Origin of the sequence: Humisphaera borealis (assembly GCF_015169395.1) — a bacterium.
GTDB lineage: Bacteria > Planctomycetota > Phycisphaerae > Tepidisphaerales > Tepidisphaeraceae > Humisphaera > Humisphaera borealis.
On the sequence record NZ_CP063458.1, the window covers coordinates 5,151,863 to 5,169,907 of the forward strand.

Consider the following 18,045-nt stretch of genomic DNA (forward strand, 5'->3'; position numbering starts at 1 on the left):
AATGACCAATAGCACCTGCCAATTCGATCATTGGGATTTCGAGCTTCATTCGCCATTCGATTTTCGTCATTCGTCATTCAGGACTGTTACTCAGTACGTGTCCAGCTCGAAGTGCTCGACGTCTTCTTTGGGCACAGTGACTTCCACCCAGGCGCCGCGGGCGGCGTCGTAGTAGCGCAAGTGTTCGACCTGCTGGTGACGCACCCGCCGCAGCGGCGTGCTGGCACCGCCGGGTGTGACCGTGCCTTCGTCCCAGGTTTGGTTGTAGACGTAGCGAACCATGGGCTGGTTCGTCGTCGGTGAGAGGCGGCGATCCGTATCGGGGGTGGTTTGCTGGGTCGATGCGACTCTGCCGCTCGTGCCGCCCTCGGTATCGATTCCCGCCTTGGGCAGCAGCATCAGCGTCGCCAGCGAAGCGGCGACGGCGGTACCGATGATGCCGGTCATCCAGCCGGCGGGGCGGTTCCAGAAGCTGACGTGGGGGCGGGCAAGCGAGCGACCATTGCTCGTCTGGCCGACTTCGGTGTCTGCATCGCCGACCAGGCGCAGGGGCGCGATGCCGGGGCCGGAAGAATGGCGTTCCTCCGCGATCCGCTGCCGGAACGCAGCTTCGGCACGGCCGAGCTGGCCGTCCAGGCGCGCCGACAGGTGTCGCGTCAGCAGGCGGTCGAGGGTGTCATCGTCGATGGGAGCCATGGGTGAAAAGTAGTGAGTTAAACGTTGGGAACTGGGACATCTCGGTCATTCACGCAGTCCTGGCACTTTCCTCCGCGAACGCCTGGTTGGTCAGCAGCGTTTGCTTCAACTGTTGGCGGGCGCGGCTCAGCCGCATATCGACCGCTGTCGCATTCATTTCCACGATCTGGCCGATCTCCTTGCTCGACAGTCCCTGGAAATACCGCAGCACGACGATCGTGCGGCTGACGTCATCCAGTTCTTCGATCGCCTTGCCGAGCAGTTCTTCCTGCTCGCGTGATTCCAGCGAGCGGCTCGGGTCATCGGCCCAGTCCCGGCCGGCAAGCGTCGCCGACGCCGGGGCGGCGGCCTCGGGCGCCGAATCGAGCGGAGCCCTCGGAGCCAGCCGAGCCCGACGGCGCTGGTCAATCGCGCCGTTCCGCACGATGCCGCAAAGCCAGGTGCCGAAGCGACCCGGGTCTTTCAGGTCTTTGACCTTCTCCCAGGCCTTGGTGAATCCATCCTGCACGGCATCGCCGGCGGCATGGGGGTCGCCGAGGGTGCCGTAAGCGACTGAGAGTGCGACCCGCTCGAATCGCCCGATCAGCGCGGCGAAAGCGTCGGCGTCGCGCTCCTGGGCGCGGCGCACGAGGGTGATAATCGCTTCAGAGTCCTGGGGCAGGGGATCCAAGACGTCGCTCTCCCGGCTCGACCGCTAACCGTTACCTACGCGAGTCGCACTGACACCATAGACGGCCGAATCGCTCAATTCTAACCGTTCCTCGGACCGTTGTTTCGCGACTGATCGCTCAGGACCAATTTCAACGCGACGCGGTGTGGTCCGCGAAGAACAAGGCCACGTCGCAAACCCGCGGAATAGACGGACCGCCGGGTGTGATCGCTGTGAAGAGTATCGTTATAATAAGCACTTTCAGAACCTTCGTAGAGATCGTCCCCGAGCTTGACGCCCCCGCGTCTTGCCCATACCTTCAGAACTAATGCTTAAGCGGACTCCCTTCCACGACTTCCATGTCGCTGCCGGCGCTCGTCTGGTCGATTTCGCCGGCTGGGAGATGCCGATCGTCTACAAGTCGATCGTTGACGAGCACAACCAGACCCGCAACTCGGGTTCCCTGTTTGACGTCTCGCACATGGGACGTCTGCAGTTTACCGGCCCTGATGCGACCAGGTTCCTCGACCTGATTCTCACCCGAAACATCCAAACGCAAAAGCTCGGTCAGTGCCGCTACAGCCTTGTCTGCAATGAGGCCGGCGGCGTGCTGGACGATGTCATCGTCAGCAAAGACCTCAAGCACTGGGCGATGGTCTGTAATGCCAGCAACCGGGAAAAGCTGGTCAAACATTTCCACGCGGTTCGCCATGATAAGTCGCTTGATTTCGACATGGCCGACGAGACCGAAAGCACGGCGATGGTCGCGATCCAGGGGCCGAAGGTCATCGACCGCATCGCCGAGGTGCTGCCGGTCGACATTCGCGGTATGAAGCGCTACAGCTTCGTCAGCGAAGAGCTGTTCATGACGCCGTTCACCGTCTACCGATCGGGCTATACGGGTGAAGACGGCGTGGAGGTGGTCATCCCCGCGCGGGCGGCCACAATGGCGGTCAAGATGCTGACGGGCAGCCTCGACAAGCCCGATGCGACGATTCGCGCCGCCGGCCTGGGTGCTCGCGATACACTGCGGCTGGAGGCGGGCATGCCGCTCTACGGTCATGAGCTGGGCGAACAGGGCGACCCGATCTCCGCCGGCCTCGGCTGGGCGGTCGACCTGACGAAAGACTTCATCGGCTCGACAGCGCTTAAGGCGATCGCCGCCGCCGGCCCGAAGCGAAAGCTGGTCGGCCTGGAACTGGAAGGCCGCCGAATCGCCCGTCAGGGAACGCCGATCGTGGACGACACCGGCAAACCCATTGGCGAGGTGACGAGCGGTACCTTCAGCCCGACGCTGCAGAAGAGCATTGCCTTGGCGTACGTTGACGCAGGTAAGAGCGACATCGGCACGGCCGTGTCAGCCGACCTTAAGGGAACGCTGAACCCCGCGAAGGTGGTTCCGTCGCCGTTCTACAAGCGAACGTAGGGTCCGCCTTGGCGGACGCGTTTTCGTCCTGCGGCACGACCCTTTGATCCAGTGAAACCGTTTCGCGTCCGCCAATGCGGACCCTACTTATGGCAACACCCACCGATCGTCGTTATCTCGAGTCGCACGAGTGGCACAAGCTCGAAGGCGATACCGTCGTCATCGGCATCACACAGCATGCCGCCGACGAACTGACCGATATCACCTACGTACAGCTTCCAAAGGTCGGCACGAAGCTCGCCGCCAAGGGGCGGTTCGGGGAAATCGAATCGGTCAAGACGACCAGCGATCTGTACACCGGCGTGGCGGGCGAGGTGGTCGCCGTCAACGACGCGCTGACCAATAATCCCGGCCTCGTCAACAGCGACCCGTTCGCCGGTGGGTGGATGGTCAAGATCAAGCCGACCAACCCGGCCGATGTGGAGACGCTCCTGTCGTCTGCCGATTACGACAAGAAGACCGGGCACGCTTAAAGATTTATCCCCTCTCTCCAGTACTCAGGGGAGAGGGCTAGGGTGAGGGGCCGAACGTCAGGCGTCGCGATTCGCCAGTTCGCCCCCGGGGACTCGCCCATAGACCGAGGGAAGGCTTGCCGCCGTTCCGCCCCTCACCACAACCCTCTCCCCCGAGTACAGGGGAGAGGGGGAAGATGTAGCCGTCATGACTCCCAGCACGATCGAAATGAAGCCGACCCCCAAGCCCGGCAGTGGTCCCCGTGTGATTCCGAGCCTAGGCGATCCGTTCGACCGCCGTCACATCGGTCCGTCCGAGGCCGAGATGAAGGCGATGCTGGAACTCATCGGCGTCAAGTCGCTGGATGAACTGGTCAGCAAGACCGTCCCGCAATCCATCCGCAGCGCCCGCCCGTTGCTCGTTCCCCCGGCGGCGAGCGAGTTCGAGGCACTGACCGAGCTCCGCGCGATCGTCAGCCAGAACAAGGTCTTCAAGTCGTACATCGGCATGGGCTACACCGGCACGATCTGCCCGCCGGTCATTCAGCGGAACATTCTTGAGAACCCCGGCTGGTACACGCAGTACACGCCATACCAGGCGGAGATTTCGCAAGGCCGGCTCGAAGCGCTGCTGAACTACCAGACGATGGTCTCGGACCTCACCGGCCTGCCGCTGGCAAACGCCAGCCTGCTGGACGAAGGCACCGCCGCCGCCGAGGCGATGGCGATGTGCCGGTCGGTCGCGACCGATGAGAACCGCAAGGTGTTCCTGGTGTCGGCCGACTGTCATCCGCAGACGATCGCGGTCGTGCAGACCCGGGCCAAATCGGTCGGCATTGAGTGCGTTGTCGGCGATGAGTTCGACCTGACGGCGTCGGTGAAAGACCTCTCAACGCTTTGTGGCGTGCTGGTGCAATACCCGACCACCGACGGCCGGCTTCTCGACTACGCCGACGTCGCAAAGCAGGCTCACGCCGTTGGCGCGATGGTCGTCGCCGCCGCCGACATCCTGGCCCTCACGCTCATCAAGCCGCCCGGCGAATGGGGCGCGGATATTGCCGTCGGTTCCACCCAGCGGTTCGGCGTTCCGATGGGCTTCGGCGGCCCGCACGCGGCGTACATCGCGACCAAGACCGAGTTCGCCCGCAAGATGCCCGGCCGTATTGTCGGCGTGTCGAAAGACTCTCACGGCAACCCGGCGTATCGCCTGGCGATTCAGACCCGCGAACAGCACATCCGTCGCGAAAAAGCCACCAGCAACATCTGCACCGCGCAGGTGCTGCTGGCGGTGATGGCCGGCATGTACGCCGTCTGGCACGGCCCCGAAGGCCTTACGAAGATCGCCCGCCGCGTACACGGCCTGACCCGCCTTATTCAGATGGGCCTCGACCGCTTCGGCATCAGCTGCGGCTCCGACCCGTTCTTCGACACCCTCCGCGTCGGCACGCCGATGCCGAAGATGGCGATTCGTAAGAGCGAAGAATTGGGCATGAACTTCCGCGTCTACGAAGACGGCAACATTGGCGTCACCGTCGATGAGACGACCACGCTGGAAGACGTCGAGAAGATCCTGCTCTGCTTCACTCCGTCGGAAGACGCGGAAATGATCCTCTCGGACATGAGCCGCGCCGACTTCGAGAACGTACCCTCGCCCGGCGGCTTCGAGCGCAAGAGCAAGTTCCTTCAGCACCCGATCTTCAACCGTTATCACAGCGAAACGGAGATGCTGCGGTACATCAAGAAGCTCGAAGGTCGCGACCTGTCGCTGACGCACTCGATGATCCCGCTCGGCTCCTGCACAATGAAGCTGAACGCGGCCGCCGAGATGTTCCCCGTCACCTGGCCGGAGTTCGGCAACATCCACCCGTTCGCCCCGGCCGAGCAGTCTGCGGGGTACGCGAAGCTGTTCAGCGATCTGGAAAAGTGGCTCGCGTCCTGCACGGGCTTTGCAGCCGTCTCGCTTCAGCCGAACGCCGGCTCGCAAGGCGAATACGCCGGCCTGCTGGCGATCCGCGGATACCACGAATCGCGCGGCGATCACCACCGCAACGTCTGCCTCATTCCCGTCAGTGCCCACGGCACCAACCCCAGCAGCGCTGTCGTCGCCGGCATGAAAGTCGTCGTCTGCGCCTGTGACGAGAACGGCAACATCGATCTGGCCGACCTCAAGGCCAAGGCCGCGGAGCACGCCGCGAACCTGTCCGCGCTGATGATCACCTACCCGAGCACGCACGGCGTGTTCGAAGAAGACGTCCGCGAGATCTGCCAGGTCATCCACAGCCACGGCGGACAGGTCTACATGGACGGCGCGAACATGAACGCCCAGGTCGGCCTGACCAGCCCCGGCGACATCGGCGCCGACGTCTGCCACCTGAACCTGCACAAGACCTTCTGCATCCCCCACGGTGGCGGCGGCCCGGGCATGGGGCCGATCTGCGTCGCCAAGCATTTGGCACCGTTCCTGCCCGGCAATCCTCTGAGCCAGGGCGGACTTTCGACTTCAGGTGCCGTCGGCCCGGTGAGCGCAGCGAACTACGGCAGTGCGAGCATCCTGGTCATCCCCTGGATGTACATCCGCATGATGGGCGCGGAGGGGCTGACCAAGGCGACGCAGGTCGCGATCCTGAATGCCAACTACATCGCCAAGCGGCTGGAAGGGCACTACCCGACGCTGTTCAAGGGCCGTAACGGCTTCGTTGCGCACGAGTGCGTGATGGACTGCCGCGACTTCGATCACGCGGCGGGTATCAAGGTCGAAGACATCGCCAAGCGGCTTATGGACTACAGCTTCCACGCCCCGACGATGAGCTGGCCGGTTCCCGGCACGCTGATGGTCGAGCCGACGGAGAGCGAACCGAAGTGGGAACTCGACCGGTTCTGTGACGCGATGATCGGCATCCGCCAGGAAATCGCTGAGATCGAGGCCGGAAAGTCAGACCGCACCGACAACCCGTTGAAGCATGCCCCGCACACCATGGTGGCGGTCACGGCGGACGAATGGAAGCACAAGTACCCGCGCTCGCAGGCGGCCTACCCGCGTGCTTCGCTCCGCGACAGCAAGTTCTGGCCGGCGGTGGGGCGGATCGACAACCCCTATGGCGATCGCAACCTCGTCTGTACGTGTCCGCCGATGGATACGTATCAAACGTGATGTTTAGCGGTCGCACCGGAGGTGCACTCTGAGTTTTTCGATTCAGTGTTCGTGCCCGAAGCGTGCACCTGCGGTGCGACCGCTAATCAGGTAACCTTCTCCGCGACGTGACGTCTCAAACCCCAACGGACTCGCCCGCCCCCCGAGCGCATGTGCATCGCCCGCGCAGGGGCCGCTGGTTTCAAATCAGCACGCCCTTCGACTTCGAGTGGAATCATGCGAAGCTGGAGATCCCCAACCTTCCGCCGCAGCTCGTAGGGTTGCGAATCATCCATCTGACCGATCTGCACGTGCGCGGACCCTGGCACGAAGCCTATGACTGCCTGCTCGAACGGATCGCACAGGCAAACGCCGACCTGCTGCTGTTCACCGGCGACTTTGTGGACAATAAGAAGGACCACAGCGAGGCATTGCCCTCGGCGCGGCGGCTCGCCGAGGGTTTCCGGGCGAAGCAGGGCGTTTACGCGATCCTCGGCAATCACGACCGGCTTCACTTTCTCCCCCGGCTTCTCGAGATGCCATTGCAGGCGATCTGCGGCGAACGGCGGACGATTGCTGTCAACGGCGCGACCGTTGAACTGATCGGCCTCCCCGGCGCAGTTCGGCGGGATCTGCCTCGGGAGTTCGTCAGCCAGATGCCGCCGCCTCCGCTAAGCGGCGACAAGACCGTCCGCATTGTGCTGTCACACTTTCCGGATCATCTGCTCCGCACGGCGGCTTTGCGGCCGCATCTGTTCCTCGCCGGGCACACCCACGGCGGACAGTGCTGCCTGCCCGGCGGCATTCCGATTCTCAAACACGACAGCCTGCCACGGCGGCTCTGCACCGGGATTCACCGCGTCGAAGACACCTGGCTTGTCGTCGGCCGAGGCTTCGGTTCGACGACGTTGCAACTTCGCATCTTCTGTCCGCCAGAGGTGATCGAGATCGAGCTGGTGCGACCGGGCAACCTGCCGTAGCACGGCCTCGATGTCTCGGCCGCGGGTCGTTCGCTTGTGACGACCCTTTTCGCCCCCTACATTGCACGACGTGAGCGACGGTTCTCCAGGAGACATTTCCGAACAACCCGCAGTGCGGGTCGAACGCCTGGGCAAGAAGTTTGCCATCTACCCCACGCCCTGGAAGCGCGCGGCCGAATGGCTTTCGCTGGGCCGGCGCAAGCTTCACGACGACTTCTGGGCATTGCGCGACGTCAGCTTTTCACTCTCTCGCGGCGAATCGCTGGGGGTGATCGGCGTTAACGGATCGGGGAAAAGCACACTGCTGAAGATCCTCTCCGGCGCGCTCTACCCGACTGAAGGCACGTTCGTGGCGCGTGGCCGGGTGTTGAGTCTGCTAGAGTTGGGCACCGGTGTGAACCCGCTTCTGACGGGGCGGCAGAATGTCATCACGTCGTCTCGGCTGCTCGACTTCCCCGGCGGGTACGCCGAGCAGAAACTGCCGGAGATCGAACGCTTTGCCGACCTGCCGCCGGGGTTCTTCGATCGACCGGTGGGCCTCTACAGCAGCGGCATGCTGGTGCGGTTGGTTTTCAGCATGTTCGCGTGCTTCGACCCCGATGTGTTCGTCGTCGATGAGGCACTGAGCGTCGGCGACGTCTTCTTTCAGCAGAAATGCACGCAGCGATTGCAGGAGATGCGGGCCGGCGGCACGACCATGCTCTTCGTCAGCCACGACCTGGCCGCGGTCGAGGCACTGTGCGACCGGGTCCTGGTGCTGCACGGCGGAACGGTCCGGCACGACGGGGACAAGAAGACCGGTATCGGCATCTACTACGCGCTCGGCGGCGCAGGTCAGCCGGGAACGCGGGCGTCCGTGCCAGCGCCAACTCATATGTCGCCTGCGGCGACGGCGGGCGATGACGCTCGCGTTCCCAGCGAAGCGCCCGAGGTCATCGAGGCCGCGCCGCAGTTCCAACCGGTCTCCCTCGATCTTTCCCGCACTCTGCCGTGGCAACGTCCGGACATGCGCGAAGGCTTCGGGACCGGCGCGGTCGAGATCACTGGCGTCTGTTTTGCACGCGACGACGGAAGCCCTGAACCGGTCGTCCAGCAGGGGCAATGGCTTTCGGTCTTCATGCAGACGGTGGGGCTGCACGATGCGAAAGCTGTCAATCTCGGTGTCGCGGTGTTTGACCGCCACAACCGCCTGCTGTTCGCTCGCGGCTGGGTGAACGCAGGGCTGATGCCGATCGACATGACCGCCGGGATGGACATCGTTACGCGATTCGCGATCAAGCTCGACCTGGAGCCCGGCGAATACACGCTGACGCTCTCGGCCGGCCAGGCGCTTCCAGACCCGACATCTCCGATCGGCTGGAATCAACACATCGGCGGCGACCGCTATCGCGAGCTGCCGCACGCCGCGAAGATAGCGGTCATCCCCGCTGCCGGCCGGCCTCGTACCAGCTTCGGGCCGGCGAACTTGCGCAGTCGGGTGGATGGCGTGATTCTGGGAAGCCGGTCCGAGTCCATTCCAGGTGCAGCGCCGATCACGCCCAATACCGCTTCAACGCTCACCCCCCATTCTTCGCCGCAATCCGCATGACGACGTCAAACCCCATCTCCTGCTGGTGCGGCAACACGAGCTTGGCCGATTTCGGCCCGGAGTTTCTGCATTGCGGCGACTGCCAGACCCTGGTCTCCCGCCAGCGAGGCAGGCCGGCGGACGAGATTCTCCATGTCGGCGCCGACGAAGGCGGCCTGTACGGGAAGAGCTACTGGTTCGAACACCAGGAACAGGATGTCGGCCTGCCCGACATCACCTCCCGAGCCCGAACCGACCTGCCCGAGCGGTGCGTCTATTGGCTGCGGACCTTGCTCGCATTCAAGCTGCCGCCGGCGAACGTTTTGGAACTGGGCAGCGCGCACGGCGGCTTCGTGGCGATGCTGCGATCCGCCGGCTACGACGCGGCCGGGCTGGAGCTAAGCCCGTATATCGTCGATTTCGCCCGGCAGACCTTTGGCGTGCCGATGCATCTGGGCCCGGTGGAGCAACAACCGATCGCGCCCGGGTCGCTCGATGCCATCGTCATGATGGACGTGCTGGAACATCTCCCGGACCCGATCGGCACGATGAAGCACGTCGCGTCGCTGCTGAAGCCCGACGGCGTCCTTATCGCCCAGACGCCGCGCTATCCGGAACATCGCACGTTCGCCCAGATGGCTGGAGCCAACGACTACTTCCTGAATCACATGCGGGGCAAAGCACCAGAGCATCTGTTGCTATTCAGTGAGTCGAGCGCCGGGCGACTGATGCGCGAGATCGGGCTGCCGACGGTGATTTTCGAGCCGCCGATCTTCCACCAGTATGACATGTATTTTGTCGCCGCCCGACAGACGGTTGCGCGCCATCCGGCTGCGTCGCAGGCGACGGCACTTCAGGCGACGGCGGGCGGTCGGCTGACGCAGGCCTTGCTCGACGCGACCGGCGAGCGCGATTCGTATCTCGCCGAGGCCAACAAGCGCCTGGCGGTGATCGAAGGTCTGGTCGCCGAGGTCGAACGCCTCAAGTAGGGCGGGCAGCGTCCTCGCTAAGTGTGCCACGGCTGCCACGCCGCGATGACAATCGCGATCGCCATCACCAGCGTGCACCAGCTCACGCGGTCTTTGATCGCGAAAAGGATGGGGTCGTCGTCGAGCGCTTTCCGCCCGGCGACGAACCAGACGCGGGTGATCCAGTACATCAGCAGGGGGCAGAGCATCCAGAGGAACACGGGGGCCGTATAGAGCTTCGACGCGGCGCTGGACGTATCGTTGATGTAGAGCGCCATGACCAGCACGGCGAGGTATCCGCTGGCGAGGCCCGCGCTTTCGACGAGCCGGAGGTCGCCAGTGTCGTAGCTGCGTCCCCGGGCCTCGGTCTGCCCGACGCCCGAGAGCAGGACCAGTTCCGCATAGCGCTTGGCAAACGCGAGCGACACAAAGAAGAAGATCGAGAACGCGAGCAACCATTTGCTCACCTCGACGCTGCCCGCGTAACCGCCGGCGAGGAGTCGAAGCGTGTAGAGTCCGGCCAGGACGAAGACGTCCAGCAGTAATCGCTGCTTGAACCACACCGAGTACGCCACGCCGAGCGTGACGTAGACCGCGAGCGACGCACCAAAGTGCCAAGGCAGGGCGGCGCAGAGTGCGGCCGCGACGGCGAGCAGGGCACAAATCAGCGGCGGGCCGATGCGGGTGGAAAGCGCTCCTGATGCGAAAGGCCGCTGGCGCTTGGTGGGATGAAGACGGTCAACTTCCAGGTCTTTGAGGTCATTGATCAGGTAGATCGCCGATGCCGCCAGGCAGAACGCGGTGAATCCGCCAACGGCGGCAAACCACTGCCGCAGAGCCGTATGCCCGTGCCAGGGAAGGACGTGCGCCAGCAGAAGCGGAAGCAGCAGAAGAACGTTCTTGACCCATTGGTGCGGCCTCAGCGCTCGCAACGCGGCGACAGGCAGGCTGGCAGGCTGGCGTTGGTTGACGGATTGCTGCATTGAGGACGGTCGAATCGATCATGGGCCGCGAAATCGATCATAAGTCGCGAAATCGGGATTGCCCAATGGATGAGGCTGAGCGACCGATAACCGCGGCATGTGTAATCCGCGGGGATGCCGGTGACCTGCGGTACATCGATACACCGCGGAAACGGCCTGTTGGACCCGCGCCCGTGCGATCGACTACTATGTGGGACTTGTGACCTGCGCTGGCGGCGCGGGTGGAGGATTAGCACCGCGCCGATGCATAACGTTTCCAACGGACAGATTGCCCTTCTGGTCGCAACGATCGCCTGCTTTGCAGTAGCGACGATCTGTTCGCTGCTGCGCCTGCGGCGCGATCACGAAGGGCTGCGCGTCGTCGGTAAGGTTGTCGCCTACCTTGGGTTGCTCTCCAGCGTCGGCGTTCTGATCTGGCATTCGGCCGAACGCGGTACCTGGATTCCACTGGGCGACAATTTCGACACGCTGGTTTGTCTTGGCGTGCTGCTGGCGGGTTTCGTGCTTTACATGCAGGTATTCCGGCCGCTGCGAGGGTTGGAAGGCTTTCTACTTCCGATCGTGATCCTGCTGATGACCGCTGCCGTCGTCTTCGGGCGCACCCAGCCGCATGACTACGTGAATACGACCTGGTCCTGGGTCCACCGGATTGCCGCGTACGGCGGTGCGGTTGCGTTTGCGATCGCCTGTGCGGGCGGACTGATGTTCCTCTGGGTCAGCCGCCGATTGAAGTCGGCGAGGATTGCAGGTCCGGGGCCGCGAATGGGTAGCCTCGAACGCCTCGAACACCTGACACTGCTGTCGGTCGGTTTGGGTTTCGGCCTGCTGACGATCGGCGCCATCACCGGCCTGGCCCGCATCGCCGAGACCCCCGGCGACACGCGGCTGGGCGACCAGTGGTATCTGAATCCGAAGGTGCTGCTGGCGTTGTGCGTCTGGGTTGTTTACGCGGTTGTCCTGCACTCGCCGATCAATCCGAGCTTCAGAGGCCGCCGGGCAGCTGTGTTGAGCGTGGTCGGATTCGCGCTGATGGTCGGCACTGTCGTCGCGGTGCAGTTTGTGCCGAGTGGCAGGTGAGTCTCGAATTGAACTCAAAACCGTAAGACGGCTTGAGAACCGATGCAGCGTCTTTTGCTCCTGGGACTGAACCACACTACCGCGCCACTGGAGGTGCGCGAGAAGCTTGCCTTCTCCCCCGCCCAGCGCGACGCGGCTGTTGCGGCGCTGCGGGCGAGATTCCCCGAATGCGAAGCCGTTCTGCTGTCCACCTGCAACCGCGTCGAGATCTACGTATCCCGCGGCGGGACCTTCCATCATCCGCATCCGGTGGTGGAGGAACTGGTCGATTTCCTCGCCGAGTCGCACGCGCTGCCCCCTGAGGGTGTTCGTCCGCACCTGTATCACAAAGCCGGTCGCGAGGCCGCCCTGCACTTGTTCCGTGTCGCCAGTTCGCTCGATTCGCTGGTGCTCGGCGAGAACCAGATTTTGGGGCAGGTGCGCGAAGCCTATGAAACGGCAAAGGCTCAGAACACCACCGGCGCGATCCTTAACCCTCTGTTCCAGCGGGCCGTCGCGGTCGGCAAACAGGTTCGGAGCGATACCGCGCTGGCCGAGGGGCGGTTGAGCATCGCCAGTGTCGCCGTCGAGTACGCCGGTCGGATCTTCGAAACGTTCTCCGACAAGACCGTCCTGTGCATCGGTGCGGGCAAGATGGCGACGCTGGTTCTGGAGCACCTGGTGGCGCTGGCGCCGGGCAAGCTGCTGCTTTGCAATCGAAATGCCGACCGTGCCACCGCGCTGGCCGAACAGTTCAAAGGCGCGGCCGTTCCGTTCGATCGTCTTGCCGACCACTTGGCGGCGGCCGATATCGTCGTGACCTCCACCGGTTCGATCGACCCGATCATCACCCGGGCGATGTTCACCAAGGTGCTGCGCCGTCGGCGGTATCGACCGGTGTTCCTGATCGATATCGCCGTCCCGCGCGACATTGAGGCATCTGTCGGCGAACTGGAGCAGGTGTACCTGTACAACGTTGACGACCTGCAGCAGGTCGTGGCCGGAACGCAGCAGCAACGGCAGTCGGCGGTACAGGACGCCGAGGCGATCGTGTCAAAGCACCTCGACGAGTTTGCCGTCTGGCACCGCCAGCGTGAGATGGGGCCCACGATCGACCGCCTTTACAAGCGCTATCACCGGATGGCGCGCGAAGAACTGGACCGCACGATCAACAAGCTTCCGGCCGCTGCGCAGCAGGAGCGGGCGGCACTGGAAGAGATGACTCGACGCATCGTCAACAAGCTGCTGCACCGACCAATCCATGCGATGCGTCATGCCGACCCGGAGCATCCCGAGATTCCGTACGTTCACGCGATGGAGAAGCTCTTCGACCTTGAAGAGGAACTGAACGAGGCGGTCGGCGGCACGGGGGCCGCCGCGGAAAAGCCGGCATCCACCAGCATCGACCAGTCTCCGCCGACATCCAAGCCGGACGACGCGGCATGAGCAGGATCAACGACGGCTCGCCGGGCACCGCACAAGCGTCGCCAGAGCGCCGGGTGCCGCTGGGGCTGATCGTGGGCATCTGCGTCCTGATCCTGTCGTGCGCCGGTGCGGTGATCTACGCCGGCAGCAGTGCGGCCGAAGTCGCGTATCGGCTGATCGTCGAAGGCTCGATCGTGCTCTTGTGGCTCGTGTCGGCGGCAGGGTGGGGCGCCTGGCCGACGGTGTGGCTGCTGCGAGCGACGTCCGACAAGGGCAAGACGTGTCACCTTGATCCGTTGATCCGGGTCGTCACGGCGATCGCGATCGGACTCGGAGCAATGGGCCTGGCGATTCTCGGACTCGGGCTCGCGGGGCTGCTGTCGCGGGTGGTGGGTTTCGTTCTGCTAGGGTCGGGGGCGCTGAGTGCAATCGTATGGGGGCTGAGATTTTATCCGCGATTCATGTCAGCCTCCTCTAGATACGGCCATAGGGCGACCTGGCTCTGGCTGGCGGTAATACCGACGACTTCGCTCGCGCTCGCGGCGGCATTTGTGCCGCCGGGCCTGCTCTGGAAGCCGCACGAGCCGCACGGGTATGACGTCGTCGAGTACCACTTTCAGATCCCGCGAGAATGGTACGACGCCGGTCGAATCCAACCCACGCCGCACAACACATTCGGCTATTTCCCCTTCGGCTCCGAGATGCACGACCTGCTGGCGTTCCATCTCAGCGGCGGCGCCTGGAATGGCATGTACCTCGCGCAGCTTATGCACGTGGCGACGATGGCGCTCGCGGTCATCGCCATGTGCGGCTTCGCAAACCAGATAGCGCGGTCGCCACGCGTTGCCGTCATTGCATCGGTTCTGGGCGCGACGATCCCATGGCTCACGCAGTTGGCACCGATCGGCTTCAATGAAGGTGCACTGCTTCTCTACGCCACGCTCGCGATCGGGTGGACGTTGATCGCGATCAGCCGGACGACCCTTGAAGGCCGCGGTCTGTCGGTTCGACTGCTCACCCTCGCGGGTCTGTCCGCCGGGTTTGCCTGCGGTGTCAAACTGACCGCCATACCGTTGGTCCTGATCGCGGTTCCTGTGGTTGCGACTTTGGTCGTGTTGGTGTCGGGGCCAGTTCGCCGGGTGCCCCTGCGCGATGCCGTGCGATCGGTCCTTCCGGCGTTGGTGCTGTTCGTCACGGTCGCTTTGATCGTGTTGGCGCCCTGGCTCATCCGCAACATCGCGCGGACCGGGAATCCGGTCTTTCCGGAAGGCCGCGCGTTTTTCGGTAACGGAACCTTCAGCGAGCTCCAGACTTCACGATGGTCGGCCGCGCACACCGCCCGGCCCGACCAGCGGTCGGTCGCCGGACGACTGGCGGCATTTGTGGATGAGGTGGTGTTGAGCAGTCAGTTCGGCTACCTGCTGCTGCCTTTGGCGATCGTTGCGCTGGTGCTCAATCGACGGGACCTCGTCTCCTGGTTTCTCGGCGGATTGCTGCTGATCCAGGTTGGCTTCTGGCTCGGCTTCACCCATCTTCAGGGGCGGTTCTTTGTACTTGCGATCCCAGTTGCTGTTCTGGCGATCGCGGCCGCACCCTGGGAACGGCTGGTGCGTTACTCGCGGCGGCCTGAGGGCAACGGATGCGATGCGATACGCGGCAGAAGCCCCGTCATCGCGGTGGCAGTGGTCATGGTCGTGGCGCTATCGGCACGCAACTGGTACTTCGTTCACGATCCATTCGCCCGCAAGCTTTACGAGGAACAGGGCACCGGCATTGTCGTCACGATGGGGAAGGAAGACATCTCCTGGATCACCAGTGCTTCGATGGAAGGATTCCCCCTCGACGATGCGTCGGCCAAGCTTGTACTCGTCGGCGATGCCCAGGCGTTCTGGTATCCGCTTCCTTCGTCCCGGCTTTACTATCGCACCGTCTTTGACCTGGATACCCAGCCCAACCGATCGCTGCTTGATGCGTTCGATCCGCTCGGGTGGCGTCATGACGGCAGGACCTGGCTGCTGATCGCGCCGGCGGAACTCGAGCGGTACGAGAAAACGTACCAGCCCTTTCCATCGATTCCGGCCTCATGGAAGCAATCGGCCGATTGGGAACGTGGGATTCCGTTCCTGGTTCGACCCGAGCACATCAAGAAGTACTGAGGCGAGAATCAGCCGGGCAGGCGACGACGGCGTCGCAGGGCGAGCAGGCCCGTCATGCCGACGGCCAGGGTCGCCACCGCCGGTTCCGGGACGGCCGACAACTGGCTTCGGTAGACTGACAGGTCGGAGATGAAGGTGTGCTGCCCGAAGAGGGCGAGCTCGGACGGCTGATTGGTGAATCCGTCGATCGCGTGCATGATGCCAACGAGCGAACCATCCGCGGCGAATACGGCACCGCCGGAATCGCCTTGCGAGGCCTGGGCTTCACTTGTTGTGCTGCCGCTGGCGAGAAAGTCATTCTTGGCGTTCGCGATGCTGTAGTTCGGACCGGTCCCGGATTCGTAGAAGTCCGTCTGGAAGACATCGACGTTGAACGCGCCGCCCAACCGGAAGCGCGAGCCACCCTGGCCGTCGCCGTCGTTGGTGTTGGTGCCCCACCGGATGCCATTGCTTGGTGCCCAGGCAAACCCACCGGCGCTGGCCGAAGCCGAGTTGGCCGTCGCGGTCCAGGTGACGACACCGCCGGGCGCGGTGATGTTGTAGTAGGTGGGAGTGGTCGCGCGGTTTCGACCGCCACCGACCATGGTCAGGCCGGCGCCGATTGCCGGCGTCGCCGACGCGATGGTAAGTGTGGGAAGACCCGGATCCGTCGCGAGGCGAACGAGCCGCAGGTCGGTGTTCGAAGTATCGGAATTGGTCAGAAGCTGGTCCGTCGTGCCGTCGAGAGCGAACGTCCCGACGGTCGGGAAGTTGATACCACCCGACGGCAGGCCGGCGTGGTTGGCGATCAGGACATAACGATTGCCGAGATAGGTCGCCGAAGCGGGTCCGGCACCGTTGGAATAGGTACCCACGTTCTGCACGGCAATGCCGGCCGGCGGATTGGCCGGCAGCGAGTTCCCGGTGCCGTCGCCTGGTCCGATAATCGTGCCGTCCGCTCGCCCCACGAGCAGGGTGGACGCAGATGCCAGGGAAAATGTCAGCAGCAGACGGGTACGCATTCTCTAGGGTCCTCCTGCATGACTCTACACGATGTAACGACCCGCCGCACTGAAAAATGAGCGTTCTGCGCGATTCACACGGTCGGTCTGCCCTTACCGGCCGTAGTGCCAGGCTCAGAGTTTCATGTACTTCAGGATGTCGTCGTAGACGCCTCCCTGGTTGGAATACAAAGCGTAGTTCTTGGCGGTGTTGAACCATTCGCGGGTGCTAGGCCGGACTTGGGCGGCGGCGGACGTGAGATCCCTGGTGGTCATCGGCTTGGGAATGCCGTCGCGCATCGCCTCGCGAAGCTTGCTCTCGATCGCCATGTCCACAACCGCCTTGAGGTCGGCGCCGCTGAAGCCGTCGGTCTTCTTCGCGATCTGATCGTGGTCGATGTCCTGTACCGGCTTACCGGTCAGCAGCAGTTGCAGGATGCCGGCCCGAGCCGTCGCATCGGGCGGCGGAATGAACAGGATCCGGTCGAATCGGCCGGGCCGGCGGAAAGCGGGGTCGACGTGCCAGGGGGCGTTGGTGGCCGCCAGGATCAGCAGACCGTCGTTGCTCGCGGCTACGCCGTCCATCTCGGCGAGGAACTGGTTGATCTGGTGCCGCCCGCCGGAGTGCCGCATGTCGGTGCGGCTGGCGGCCAGGGCGTCAACCTCGTCGAAGAACAGCACGCACGGACGGCTCCGGCGGGCGCGATCGAAGATCTCGTGCAGGTTCCGCTCACTGTTGCCGATCCACATGTCCAGCACGTCATTGATGCCGACAGAGACGAACCCCGCCTTGATCTCGCCAGCCGTCGCGCGGGCCAGGTGCGTCTTGCCGCAGCCCGGCGGTCCGTACATCAGGATGCCGCCGCCGATCGTCTTTCCGTACGCCTTGTAAAGTTCGGGGTGGGCGAGCGGATGAATAATCTTCATCCGGATCTCGTCCTTGAGCGTGTCCATGCCGCCGACGTCGGCGAAGGTGATCTTCGGCCGTTCGATGGGGATCGACGGATCGCCGTCCGAACCACCGGCGCCCGAGGCCCGCATGCGGCCGTCAACGACGTCGCTCTCGGCTTCCTCCGCGGCCGAGCCGTGGATGCCGAGCTGGCCGGCGTAGGTGCCGTCGGCCAGTTCTTCGTCTGCTTCGATCGCCCGCTTGTACTGCCGCACGGCGCGATCGACATCGCCGGACTTGAAGAGCAGCTTGCTGTAGAGCAGGTAAGTCCTGGCGGGGGGGTTGGGGAGCTTGATCAGTTCCTCCACCACCACCATCGCCGGCGACCCCTTACCGCCCTTGAAGTAGGCATCGGCCAGGCCCAGCTTGCATCGGGCATCATGCGGGGCTGCCTCAATCGCGGCTTTGTATTCCCACTCGGCTTCCTCGTAACGGCCCAAACCCATCAGCGATTCGCCCAGGTGCAGGCGCAGGGGAAGGTTGTCGGGAGAGTGCTTCAGCGCTTCCCGAAGGGACTTGATCATGTCGTCGCCGGTTGCCATGCGAATGAGGCTACAGCATGAAGGCGGAAGGATGAAGGACGAAGAATGAAATCGACTTCGGCCATCACCCTTCCTCCTTCAGCTAT

14 protein-coding genes are annotated in these 18,045 nt (G+C 63.8%); 9 read left to right on the forward strand and 5 right to left on the reverse strand.

From position 1 onward, the window contains the following. Nucleotides 1-90: 90 nt before the first annotated feature. Nucleotides 91-696: a hypothetical protein gene (locus tag IPV69_RS19230; RefSeq protein WP_206291341.1), complete on the reverse strand. Its 606-nt coding sequence runs from the start codon at nt 694-696 to the stop codon at nt 91-93. A 49-nt stretch (nt 697-745) separates the two neighbouring features. Beyond that, nucleotides 746-1,366 carry an RNA polymerase sigma factor gene (locus IPV69_RS19235; protein ID WP_206291342.1) on the reverse strand — a complete coding sequence of 207 codons (621 nt, stop codon included), beginning with the start codon at nt 1,364-1,366 and terminating at the stop codon, nt 746-748. Nucleotides 1,367-1,673: 307 nt separating this feature from the next. Here IPV69_RS19235 and gcvT point away from each other — a divergent pair, with 307 nt between their 5' ends. From gcvT to IPV69_RS19265, 6 genes are all read left to right on the forward strand, one after another. Further along, complete coding sequence (gene gcvT, locus IPV69_RS19240; RefSeq protein ID WP_206291343.1) at nt 1,674-2,771, forward strand: glycine cleavage system aminomethyltransferase GcvT; 1,098 nt, start codon at nt 1,674-1,676, stop codon at nt 2,769-2,771. An 89-nt stretch (nt 2,772-2,860) separates the two neighbouring features. After that, the gene (gcvH, locus tag IPV69_RS19245) at nt 2,861-3,244 is read left to right on the forward strand and encodes a glycine cleavage system protein GcvH (protein WP_206291344.1); all 384 of its coding nucleotides are present in this window, start codon (nt 2,861-2,863) and stop codon (nt 3,242-3,244) included. A 208-nt stretch (nt 3,245-3,452) separates the two neighbouring features. Then, the gene (gene gcvP, locus IPV69_RS19250; RefSeq protein WP_390884421.1) at nt 3,453-6,374 is read left to right on the forward strand and encodes an aminomethyl-transferring glycine dehydrogenase; all 2,922 of its coding nucleotides are present in this window, start codon (nt 3,453-3,455) and stop codon (nt 6,372-6,374) included. Nucleotides 6,375-6,526: 152 nt separating this feature from the next. Continuing rightward, nucleotides 6,527-7,333, forward strand: a complete 807-nt coding sequence (locus tag IPV69_RS19255; RefSeq protein ID WP_206291346.1) for a metallophosphoesterase — start codon at nt 6,527-6,529, stop codon at nt 7,331-7,333. A 70-nt stretch (nt 7,334-7,403) separates the two neighbouring features. Further along, nucleotides 7,404-8,921: an ABC transporter ATP-binding protein gene (locus tag IPV69_RS19260; RefSeq protein WP_206291347.1), complete on the forward strand. Its 1,518-nt coding sequence runs from the start codon at nt 7,404-7,406 to the stop codon at nt 8,919-8,921. Then, on the forward strand, nt 8,918-9,889 hold the full coding sequence (locus tag IPV69_RS19265) for a class I SAM-dependent methyltransferase (RefSeq protein ID WP_206291348.1): 972 nt from the start codon (nt 8,918-8,920) through the stop codon (nt 9,887-9,889). The genes IPV69_RS19260 and IPV69_RS19265 overlap by 4 nt, the downstream gene beginning before the upstream one ends. A gap of 17 nt (nt 9,890-9,906) precedes the next feature. Here the strand turns inward: IPV69_RS19265 and IPV69_RS19270 are convergent, their stop codons facing one another. Further along, nucleotides 9,907-10,851: a UbiA family prenyltransferase gene (locus tag IPV69_RS19270; RefSeq protein WP_206291349.1), complete on the reverse strand. Its 945-nt coding sequence runs from the start codon at nt 10,849-10,851 to the stop codon at nt 9,907-9,909. Nucleotides 10,852-11,094: 243 nt separating this feature from the next. Here IPV69_RS19270 and ccsA point away from each other — a divergent pair, with 243 nt between their 5' ends. Genes ccsA through IPV69_RS19285 form a run of 3 tightly spaced genes read left to right on the forward strand, consistent with a single transcriptional unit; the run spans nt 11,095 to nt 15,488 of the window. Then, the gene (gene ccsA / locus IPV69_RS19275) at nt 11,095-11,928 is read left to right on the forward strand and encodes a cytochrome c biogenesis protein CcsA (protein ID WP_206291350.1); all 834 of its coding nucleotides are present in this window, start codon (nt 11,095-11,097) and stop codon (nt 11,926-11,928) included. A gap of 42 nt (nt 11,929-11,970) precedes the next feature. Next, nucleotides 11,971-13,353, forward strand: a complete 1,383-nt coding sequence (gene hemA / locus IPV69_RS19280) for a glutamyl-tRNA reductase (RefSeq protein WP_206291351.1) — start codon at nt 11,971-11,973, stop codon at nt 13,351-13,353. Next, entirely contained in the window at nt 13,350-15,488 is a 2,139-nt protein-coding gene (locus tag IPV69_RS19285; protein WP_206291352.1) for a hypothetical protein, read from the forward strand. Before hemA ends, IPV69_RS19285 begins: the two co-directional genes overlap by 4 nt. Nucleotides 15,489-15,496: 8 nt before the next feature. On the opposite strand, the gene IPV69_RS19290 is transcribed toward IPV69_RS19285, so the two are convergent. Further along, nucleotides 15,497-16,489, reverse strand: a complete 993-nt coding sequence (locus IPV69_RS19290) for a trypsin-like serine protease (protein ID WP_206291353.1) — start codon at nt 16,487-16,489, stop codon at nt 15,497-15,499. A 114-nt stretch (nt 16,490-16,603) separates the two neighbouring features. Further along, nucleotides 16,604-17,959, reverse strand: a complete 1,356-nt coding sequence (locus IPV69_RS19295; protein ID WP_206291354.1) for an ATP-binding protein — start codon at nt 17,957-17,959, stop codon at nt 16,604-16,606. Nucleotides 17,960-18,045: the final 86 nt, after the last annotated feature.

Bases quoted from the DNA above. Each gene is read 5' to 3' on its own strand.
- IPV69_RS19230 (WP_206291341.1), bottom strand. From the start codon at position 696: ATGGCTCCCATCGACGATGACACCCTCGACCGCCTGCTGACGCGACAC.
- gcvT (WP_206291343.1), top strand. From the start codon at position 1,674: ATGCTTAAGCGGACTCCCTTCCACGACTTCCATGTCGCTGCCGGCGCT.
- gcvH (WP_206291344.1), top strand. From the start codon at position 2,861: ATGGCAACACCCACCGATCGTCGTTATCTCGAGTCGCACGAGTGGCAC.
- gcvP (WP_390884421.1), top strand. From the start codon at position 3,453: ATGAAGCCGACCCCCAAGCCCGGCAGTGGTCCCCGTGTGATTCCGAGC.
- IPV69_RS19265 (WP_206291348.1), top strand. From the start codon at position 8,918: ATGACGACGTCAAACCCCATCTCCTGCTGGTGCGGCAACACGAGCTTG.
- IPV69_RS19270 (WP_206291349.1), bottom strand. From the start codon at position 10,851: ATGCAGCAATCCGTCAACCAACGCCAGCCTGCCAGCCTGCCTGTCGCC.
- ccsA (WP_206291350.1), top strand. From the start codon at position 11,095: ATGCATAACGTTTCCAACGGACAGATTGCCCTTCTGGTCGCAACGATC.
- hemA (WP_206291351.1), top strand. From the start codon at position 11,971: ATGCAGCGTCTTTTGCTCCTGGGACTGAACCACACTACCGCGCCACTG.
- IPV69_RS19285 (WP_206291352.1), top strand. From the start codon at position 13,350: ATGAGCAGGATCAACGACGGCTCGCCGGGCACCGCACAAGCGTCGCCA.
- IPV69_RS19290 (WP_206291353.1), bottom strand. From the start codon at position 16,489: ATGCGTACCCGTCTGCTGCTGACATTTTCCCTGGCATCTGCGTCCACC.
- IPV69_RS19295 (WP_206291354.1), bottom strand. From the start codon at position 17,959: ATGGCAACCGGCGACGACATGATCAAGTCCCTTCGGGAAGCGCTGAAG.